The organism is Parolsenella sp. (assembly GCF_982402205.1).
In genome coordinates this window covers 1-9629 of sequence record NZ_CEVYAT010000050.1, presented here as the reverse complement: position 1 = coordinate 9629, position 9629 = coordinate 1, and the positions used below count along the sequence as shown (strand labels likewise).

Genomic DNA, 9629 nt, shown 5'->3' with positions numbered 1-9629 from the left:
GCCCGAATACCTATTTATGCTCTTCAATTCAAATGAAAAGGATCGCCTTGGTTGGTTTTTGAGTGACGGAAGTGTTCGCGCAAATCTTGATTGGGGCGTCTTTTGCGACATAGATATTCTCTTGCCGCCAATCGAGGTGCAGCGTAAGTACGTTGCCGTCTACGAGGCGATGCTCGAGAACCAGCGAAGCTATGAGCGCGGCCTGGAAGATCTCAAACTAACGTGTGATGGCTACATCGAAAAGCTGATGCGCGAGTGTAAGCATGAACGAATTGCTCCGTATGTTATTGAGTCCGACACGCGGAATGGCGGTAGCTTTGGACTAGGTAGCGTGCGCGGTATTTCGGTTCTGAAGAAGTTCATTCCGACCAAGGCGAAGATGGATGGCGTCAATCTGTCTGGTTATAAGACGGTTGAACCGTGCCAGCTGTCCTTCGTTACGGTCACCTCGCGGAATAGCGACAAGATAACGATTGCTCTAAATGAGTCGCATGACACCTATCTTGTTTCTGCGACCTACGTTGTATTCGGCTGCGTCGAAGAGAAGCTCCTGCCGGAGTATCTCATGCTCTTTTTTTCCCGTGGCGAGTTCGACCGCTACGCACGTTTCCACTCATGGGGCAGCGCGAGGGAGACATTTAGCTGGGTGGACTTGCAAGACGTTGAGATACCCATCCCGGATATCAAGACGCAGCGTGCAATCGCTGACATCTACAAGGTCTATCGTCAACGTAGCGAGATCAACGAGCGACTAAAGACGCAGCTCAAGGAAATTTGTCCCATCCTCATCAAGGGCTCTATCGACGAGGCGCGAGTAAGCTAGGACGGTAACCATGGGCGAGGATTACAAGTACGACTGCGGCAAGTTCACCGAGGACGAGCTCGAGCACGCCATCATCGAGCTCTTTGAGCAGCAGGGCTATGACTATGTCGACGGCGAGAAGCTGAAGCGCCGCCATGACAGCGTGCTCCTCAAGGATGACCTCAGGTCCTTCCTCCGCCGTCGCTACGCCAATGCGAACCTCACCGAGACGGAGCTGCAGGCATGCGTGAACCGCCTTGTCTACCTCCCCAGCTGGCCCCTGTACGACGGCTGCCGCGAGACCTTTTGGGCAATCAACGAAGGCTTTGACCTGGTGCGCGAGGACCCGTCTTTGCCTGCCGTGCATATCGACTACATCGACTTCGACAACGCCGAAGCAAACGAGATGAAGGTCGTCAACCAGTACACGGTATCCAACATCGAGACTCGCAGGCCAGATCTGCTCGTTTTTGTGAATGGCATTCCGCTCTGCATTCTTGAGTTCAAGACGGCCATCGAGGAGAGCAAGGACATCCATGACGCGTGGGTACAGATTACCACGCGTTACGCCCGTGGCATCCCCGCGCTTTTGAAGTACTGTTGTCTTGCCGTTATCAGCGATGGCGCCAACAACAAGTTGGGGACGTGCTTTACGCCCTATGAGTACTTCTACTCGTGGAACAAAGCGAACGACGAGGATACCGTTGCTAATGGCATCAGCTCGCTCTTCACCATGATTGAAGGCGTCTTTGCCAAGGACAGGTTCCTTGCCATCGTGCGCGACTTTGTGTTCTTTCCTGACGAGACTTCTGGAGGCGGCGAGATCGTCTGCCGCTACCCGCAGTTCTTTGCGGCCAACAAGATGCTCGACAGCATCGTGGCGCACCTAAGGCCCAATGGGGACGGCAAGGGTGGCACCTATTTTGGCGCCACGGGCTGTGGCAAGACCTATGTAATGCTCTTCCTTGCTCGCTTGATGAAGCTACGCCGTACCAAGGAGCTTGGAAACCCCACCGTTGTTGTGATTGTCGACCGTGAAGACCTGGATTCTCAGACTGCGGAGAAATTCGTCGTTGCCAAGCGCTATCTCCACGAGGAGGATGTCCGCAGCATCGAGACGCGCGAGGACCTCGGCGATACGCTACGCAACCGCGCCAGTGGCGGCGTCTACATCACGACTATTCAGAAGTTCTGCGAATCAACTGGCCTGCTCTCCGACCGTTCGAACATCGTGTGCATGTCTGACGAGGCGCACCGCACCCAGACTGGCGTAGGCAGCAAGCTGATCATGAACGAAAAGGGCGCGTTCACCCGGTATGGCTTTGCCAAGTACCTGCGTGATGCGTTTCCCAATGCAACCTATGCGGGGTTCTCCGGTACGCCCATCGACGCTACGTACGCCGTGTTCGGAGCTCTCGTTGACCGCTACACGATGCGCCAATCGCGTGATGACGGCATTACGGTGTCCATTGCCTACGAACCGAGGCTCGCCCGTGTCTTGCTGGACGGCGCCCAGGCCAGGAAGATTCAGGAGTACTACGACAGGTGTGCCGAGGAGGGTTCGAACTCGGAGCAGATCGAAGAGAGCATGCGAGCCATGAGCTCCATGAGCATTATCCTTCGTGACCCGGATCGCCTGGAGAAGCTTGCTGCCGACTTGGTCAAGCACTATGAGGCTCTTTGCGAGCAGAAGCCCAATGTGGTCCAAAAGGCTATGGTCGTGTGTTCCGACCGTATGCACGCCTATGACCTCTACAAGGCGATTCTTGCGATCAGACCCGATTGGGGTGTGGCCCGCAAGGCCGAGAACGAGGACGAGCTGACGCAAGAGCAGCTCGAAGATCTTGAGCCCATGGCCAAGATGAACATCGTCGCCACGCGCGGCAAGGATGATCCTGATGAGCTGTACGAACTGTGCGGTAGCAAGGAGTGGAGGACGCAACTCGACCACCAGTTCAAGAACGATGACTCGAACTTCAGGGTCGCTATCGTCGTTGACATGTGGATTACCGGCTTTGATGTACCGTCGCTTGCCGTGATGTACGTCGACAAGCCGCTGCAGAAGCACACTTTGGTGCAGACGATCAGTCGCGTGAACCGTGTCTATGAGGGCAAGGACATGGGTCTCGTGGTCGATTACTTTGGCATCAGAGAGAAGATGATGGAGGCCATCAAGGACTACGGCGATGATGACGGCGGAGCCATCGACGAGCTGGAGGTTACGCTTGGCATCTTCCGCAATCACCTCGCCATGCTCGAAGACCTTATGACGGGCTTTGACTATCCTCTCTATTTTGAGGGAACGCCGCTTGAGCGTCTGAGGTGTCTGAACGACGCCGTTGAGTTTGTGCAGAGCGGCAAAGAACTCCAGGACCGCTATATGGGGCTTGCTCGCGTTCTTAAGCAGGCCTATTCCATCTGCGCCCCCTCGGGAGAGCTTTCTGACCGCGAAGACGCCATGGCCCAGTTCTACTTGGCCGTGCGTTCCATCATCTACAAGCAGACCATCGGTGACGCCCCCGACGCAGATGTGATGAATGCCACCGTGGAAAGAATGGTGAAGGATGCCCTGAGCTGTTCGGGTGTCGAGAGCATCCTGGATGCCCAGGACCCGGAGGACCTGTACAGCGAGGAGTTTCTGCGTGAGCTTGACAAGGTGAAGCTGCCCATCACCAAGTTTAACGCGCTGCTCAAACTTGTCCGTAAGGCTATCCGCAGCTATGGCCGTACAAACAAGGTTAGGTCGCTTGACTTTGATGAGCGCTTGCAAAAGGTGGTGACTGAGTACAACTCTCGCGACGGAGCTCGGTTTACGAGTGAGGTCGTCTCGGATTTCGTTGACAGGCTGTCCGATGAGCTTCTCGATATTCTCCGCGACATTAAGCAGGACAAGGATTCGTTTAAGGGAATGGGCATAACGCTCGAGGAGAAGGCATTCTACGACATCCTGGTTAAGGTCCGTGACGATAACGAGTTTGAGTTCGCGGACGAAAAGTGCCTGGTTCTTGCGCGGTCCATCAAGGAGCTTGTTGATGACAAGGCCCAGTATGCAGACTGGGCAACGCGTGACGACATCAAGAGCCAGCTGAATATGGACTTGACCGTGTTGCTGTACAAGAACGGCTACCCGCCCGAGTGGAACGAGGAAGTCTTCGACAAGGTCATGGAGCAGGCCGAGAACTATAAGAAGTGGGAAGAGTCCTAGCCATCATACATGACGTGGTAAGGCTGTAGATATGTCTCAGTTATTGGGAAACAAGACGCGTAAACAGCATTGGATACCACAGTTCTACCTACGGTATTTTGCCGATTCGGCTGGGCAGCTGCAGGTATATCGTGTCGAGGGAGATCGGTTCTTTGCCACCGGGACTGAAGGCGTTTGTGCCGAACGCGACCTCTATGAAGTTGAATACACCGCTGAGGACAGCTCGGATTCAGATAGATTCTATCTTCCAAACTTCATTGAGAAGAAACTCTCAAAGATGGAGGACGAACTTGCAGCGGCGTACGTCCAGCTCCTTGATTGCGTGGCCAAAGAGGAGTTTGGAAGCGGTCGGTTTGACGCCGGTAGGTTGGCGATTTGCTCACTTGCTGTGAATTTCATCGTGCGTCATCCGGAGGTTATGCGCGCTGATTTGGAGGATGTGTCGGAGTTCGCGCTCAAATTCAAGAACAGCAACCAATTCAACGCGACCGAACTTGCGGTGCTCGAGGAAAGTGACTGGCGAGGTGATTACTCCGCTCTTATGAAGCTGGCCGCTCAGTCGGCGCTCTTGTTTTCAAACGATGAGGCGGTGCCTCGCACCAAGATTTGCAGGGCACTTGCACAAAAGCGGCTTACGGTTCTCAAGGCGTCCGTCGGTATGAGGTTCGTTACAACCTCGATGCCGCTATTCGTTACGGGGCCAGATGATGACTCCTATGATTTTGACATCGCCTATATGCCTCTAAGCAGCACTTATGCCGCATTCTTTTCTAACCTGATGACCTTGCCCATATATATGAGACTCGATGTCTCCGAGGTCATGCTCCTCAATCGTCTGCTGCTTCTCAGCTGCCCACATTTGGATTTAGCCATAGCGAGCGCTAGAGGCCCCCTTGAGCTTGCTGTTCGTGATTGTAAACTTGCGTCCACGCGTAATTAGCGTGGTTTACGAATCCATTCTCCATGCAGGTTCCCATATTGCCCAGCCAGTGTAATTATCATATATGATAATTACTGAAGGCTACTACGGTGCCCCAGAACGCGCGTCACAAGCGGCTTCGTCAAGAAGACTCAAAGGACGCCGCACGGTGAGATAGACCGAGCAATTCGCTTAAGGGACGATTGGGTGAGAAGAAATGAGTGACCTCAGGGAGCATCTTGCGCGAGAGCTCGAGAACTCCGATTTCAAGAGGGAGTGGGATGACCAAGCATCCGAGCGCGAGGTGGCGCGTTGCATCGTGGAAGCACGCCTGGCGGAGGGGCTGAGCCAAAAGGAGCTTGCCGAGCGTAGCGGTCTCAAGCAGTCGAACCTCTGCAGGCTCGAGAATGGAAACGGCAACCCCTCGGTCGAGACGCTTGAGAAGATCGCCCGCGGGCTTGGACGAAAGCTGCGGATCAGCTTCGTCTGACGCCTTGCGGGATGCGCACTGTGCACCTTTCTCGTCATCTGCTCCTGCGTGCTGCGCGATATCCCACCTGATAGATAAGCCTACCTTCTCGGGAATTCGTTGAGCAACAAATGTTGTGTTGGTCCGGCTCTGCCTCGCGTGCTAGCATCAATTCAGTTAGCCCCGGGACGACCGCTGATTCAAGTCGCCGGGGCTCAATTTTTTTTCGATAGGGCGTCTATGCTGGAAACTCCACGGATTGAGCGAGAGCATATGGAAGCCTGGCTCTCTGCACCTAGATATGGAAAGTACCTTGAAACCGCAAGTGGCGATGATGCCCTGGCGTTCGAGCTCTATCTCTGGAACATTGGCCTCGCCCAAGCCGTCTTGAGAGACGTCTCGTTCTTTGAAATTGCCCTTAGAAATGCCTATGACGGAGCAATATCCTCGACGTGGCATGGGCTGGATCACTGGCTGTTTGATGATTCGTCTCCAGTGAGGCAGCCAATTCTCAGGACGAACAAGAGGGGCCTAGTTAACGACGCCAATCGATTGAACCGAAACATAATCGACCATCTGAAGGATGGGCTTCGAGAGAGCGTAACCGCCGATGATGTCATTTCAAATCTTACGCTTGGGTTCTGGGCTCATATGACCGACCGGAGCCATGAGCGCGACTTATGGATTCCGTCCGTTCACAAGGCTTGGCCAAAGGGATCACCTCGCAGCGAAATCAACGCCCAAATTGCTGGAATTAACAGGGTCCGCAATCGTGTTGCCCACCATGAGCATCTCTTTGTATCGGGAGGTTCTATTGGTCCAACCTTGAGAGCGTGCCGGAGTGCGGCTCGCTGTTTTCGTTACTCGAGCCGAATGCCTGCGGATATGTCTACAACGAAGCCGGAGATCGTTGCTCAGTCGACGAGTATCTAAAGGAGAGCCCGGCGCCTTGCGCCGTTGCGGTCTAATGGGTGCTGCGGCCGAGGTATCTCTGTGGCCTGGCCTATCTTGCAGCCAAGCGCTCGGTCGATGTCCTGGCGCGGCTGCCGCTTCGCCGCCGGCGCGCGTGGGCCAACTACTCGTTGATCAATTTAATGCCCTGCAGTTGCGGACGTCTCTGTTAAAGCTGTTAAAGCTTGTTCAACTTGTTAAACATTCTGGTTGGGAGCGTTGTGAGAAGGTTCCGGAAGGGTGTTGCTGCTGCGCTCCGGAACTTTGACAGCGCGGAATCCTCGCCTTCGTCCGTCGGCTCGTATCGCAAGCGTCTGATTGACGCTGGCTTCATCGTGGGCGCAGGGTATGGCAGGGTCAGTTTTGCCATCCCTTATATGAGGGAATACCTGCTGGAGCATGTGGAGCCGTAGAGGTGGGCTCTGAGCGTCTGACGTGTAATGGGTGACGCCAAATAGCTACGCGAAGTGAGTAGCCTATTCCGTGATTTGCCAAGTAGGGCTCGTTTTCTGACGGCAAAACCGCTGTTGAACGAGGCCTGATTGGCCGGCTACTCGCCAAAGTCACGGGAGGGTACTCACTTGCTGCGGTTTTTCGTTAGTTGGCCCGATGCAGGCGCGCCGGGGAACTGCGCCACCGCTCTCGCGAGTTGGCAGTCGTTTCGATTTCTTGAAGCCAGGTTAGCGATGTGCGAATAGCCTCGCGTGAGGCTGGAGCAAAACTGCAGGTAACTGGCGTGGCTTGTAAGCAGCCCCGTCATTCTTGGAATTAGCTTCAAGAAATCGCATTTACTTGTCGAGCGGCGCCGCTACTCGCTCCAGCTCATGCTCGCGGATCGATCCTGCGAGGACGGGGAGCGCCACGCCGAGGCGCTGCAGCTCGGCTGTGAACGCTTGCGGCTGCTCGCGCGCGGCCTCGTCTTCCACCTGGTTCACGATCACATGCGTGGGCGTCACGATGCCGCGAGCTATCTCGTCAGCAAGCAGATGCGCCACGAGCTCGGGCGTCGCGGGCTCCCTGCCGCCAATCCCCAGTCGCTCGCTCGCGAGCTCCGCGCGGTGGCACGCCCGCGCAAGCGGCTGGCCAAACCCGCTTGCCCCCAGCACGTAGACAACGCTCGCACTACCTGCGGGAACCACGGGCTCGTGCTTCGCATGCAGCTTGAGCGGCAGGCGCTTGGAGCCGTCGGCCTCGACGAGCGCGGCATCCGCAAGAAGCCGTAGATCGTCGAGCGCAATGGGGGAGGGGCCAAGCTTGCCCGCCGCGCCTGCGCGCCCGGCCGCCGGAGCCGCCACGCACGCCATGCCGTCTCGCTCGAGCACGCGAGCCAGCTCGCCCATATCGCCCGAGCTCACGGTCTCGACTCCATCAAAGGGCATGAAGTGGGTCGTGGTCGCGAGCACCACGCGCGCGCCCTGCTCGCGCAGCTCGTCTGCCAGCGCGCGCAAGAGGGTCGTCTTGCCGCCGCCGCCAATCGCGGCCAGCACAGGCGCCGCGCCCTTCTCGACCTGCGCGTCGCCAAGCACGCGCGCGCCGCTCTTCTCGGCCATCACGCTCGCGGAAAACCCAAGGGCGTCAAGACAATTCATCAGGCAACCTAACCTATAGTGAGTATTGGCGGGTAGCACGTTGTCCTCGCAGACATACCGCGCCCGTCTCGCACCACCATTGTGACGCACGAAAGGGACGTGAGAGACCATGCTCGTTGAGATTCGAGGAGCGGGCGACATCGCCACCGGCATCGCCATTCGCCTGCACCGCGCCGGCTGCAAGGTTGTCATGTGCGACCTCGCCATCCCCACCTCCATCCGTAGGACCGTCTGCTTCTCCGAGGCCATCCGCCTGGGAACGTGCGAGGTCGAGGGCATCCGCGCCCGCCTTGCCCACAACCTGGCCGAGGCTCGCACCATCGTTGTGAACGGCGACGTCGCCGTGGTCGTCGACCCGTCAGGCGCCAGCGCCGCCGAGCTCAAGCCCGCGGTGCTCGTCGACGCCATCCTCGCCAAGAAGAACCTGGGCACCACGCGCGACATGGCGCCCGTCGTCATTGGCGTGGGTCCTGGCTTTACCGCAGGTAGGGACTGCCACGCCGTGGTCGAGACCAAGCGTGGCCACTACCTGGGCCAGGTCATTCTCGACGGCCCGGCCGCGCCCAACACCGGCATCCCCGGCGTCATCGCCGGCCACTCCGCCGACCGCGTGCTGCGCGCCCCGGTCGACGGCGTCTTTGAGCCGGTACTGCAGATTGGCGACGTCGTGCGCGCGGGCCAGGTGGCCGCGACGGTTGCCGGCGTGCCCATGACCTGCACCATCGACGGCGTGCTGCGCGGCCTGCTCCAGGAGGGCGTCGAGGTCACGGCCGGCATGAAGTCCGGCGACATCGACCCGCGCTGCGAGCGCGCCCACTGCTTCACCGCCTCGGACAAGGCACGCGCCGTTGGCGGCGGCGTGCTCGAGGCCATCTGCCACTTCACGTCGCGTCTGGAAGGCTAGCCATGGAGGGATTTTCGCTGCTGCGCGCCGCTGCCGGGGAGCTCGAGGCCGACCGCAAGGTGGTCGAGTGCGTCGTGCTCGCCACGCGTGGCTCGGCCGCGCGCCACGCCGGCGCCCGTATGCTCACGCTCGAGGACGGCACCCTGCTGGGCACCGTGGGCGGCGGCACGCCCGAGCTGCGCTGCCAGGAGATGTCGCGCGAGTGCTTGCTCGACGGCCGCCCGCGCCGCGTCACGATGGAGCGCGGCATCGTCGACATCGCCTGTGGCGGGGCCCAGGACCTGGGTGTTCGTGCCCTGAGCCAGGCAGACCTCGTGGCGCTCACCGCCGCGCTCGACGCCGCCGACGCCGGGCGCACGGGCCGGCTGCTCGTTGACTGGAGCGCTCCCGAGCCCGTGGCCACCTACGAGCCTGACGACGTGCCGACCCACGCCGGCGAGCCCCACCTCGAGGGCGACGTCTTTGTCGAGACGGTCGCGGCGGCCGAGCGCGCCGTGATCTTTGGCGGTGGACACGTGGGCCGCGCACTGGTGCCCGCGCTTGCCGCGATTGACTTCGAGGTCACGGTGTTCGACGACCGTCCCGACGTTGCCAAGCCCGAGAACTTCCCGGCCGCGAGCCGCGTCATTCTCGGCGACTTTGCCAACATCGACGAAGGAATCGAGCTTACCCCGCGCGACTACGTGATCGTGATGACCCACGGGCATGTGGCAGACGAGCAGGTCGTGGCCCAGGCCGTGCGCCATAACCCCTGCTACCTTGGCTGTATGGGCAGCCGCAACAAGCGCCG

At 58.6% G+C, this 9629-nt stretch carries 8 protein-coding genes; 7 read left to right on the top strand and 1 reads right to left on the bottom strand.

Annotated features, from left to right (window positions below; all coding sequences use genetic code 11):
- The 5 genes from AC1VTH_RS04200 to AC1VTH_RS04180 all read left to right on the top strand — a co-directional run.
- Positions 1-823: restriction endonuclease subunit S (locus AC1VTH_RS04200; protein WP_481334865.1), on the top strand; the 823-nt coding region annotated here is incomplete at its 5' end.
- Between the two features lie 10 nt (positions 824-833).
- Complete coding sequence (locus AC1VTH_RS04195) at positions 834-4007, top strand: type I restriction endonuclease subunit R (protein WP_481334864.1); 3174 nt, start codon at positions 834-836, stop codon at positions 4005-4007.
- 43 nt (positions 4008-4050) lie between these two features.
- Positions 4051-4947 (top strand): DUF4238 domain-containing protein, encoded by an 897-nt coding sequence (locus AC1VTH_RS04190; protein WP_481334863.1) that lies wholly within the window; start codon positions 4051-4053, stop codon positions 4945-4947.
- Positions 4948-5143: 196 nt separating this feature from the next.
- Positions 5144-5416, top strand: coding sequence for a helix-turn-helix domain-containing protein (locus AC1VTH_RS04185; RefSeq protein ID WP_481334862.1), 273 nt, complete (start codon positions 5144-5146; stop codon positions 5414-5416).
- Between the two features lie 219 nt (positions 5417-5635).
- Positions 5636-6328: an Abi family protein gene (locus tag AC1VTH_RS04180; RefSeq protein WP_481334861.1), complete on the top strand. Its 693-nt coding sequence runs from the start codon at positions 5636-5638 to the stop codon at positions 6326-6328.
- Positions 6329-7134: 806 nt separating this feature from the next.
- Here the strand turns inward: AC1VTH_RS04180 and yqeC are convergent.
- Positions 7135-7935: a selenium cofactor biosynthesis protein YqeC gene (yqeC, locus tag AC1VTH_RS04175; protein ID WP_481334860.1), complete on the bottom strand. Its 801-nt coding sequence runs from the start codon at positions 7933-7935 to the stop codon at positions 7135-7137.
- A 109-nt stretch (positions 7936-8044) separates the two neighbouring features.
- Here yqeC and yqeB point away from each other — a divergent pair, with 109 nt between their 5' ends.
- Positions 8045-8839, top strand: coding sequence for a selenium-dependent molybdenum cofactor biosynthesis protein YqeB (gene yqeB, locus AC1VTH_RS04170; protein WP_481334859.1), 795 nt, complete (start codon positions 8045-8047; stop codon positions 8837-8839).
- Between the two features lie 2 nt (positions 8840-8841).
- On the top strand, positions 8842-9629 hold a 788-nt coding region (locus tag AC1VTH_RS04165), incomplete at its 3' end, for an XdhC family protein (protein WP_481334858.1).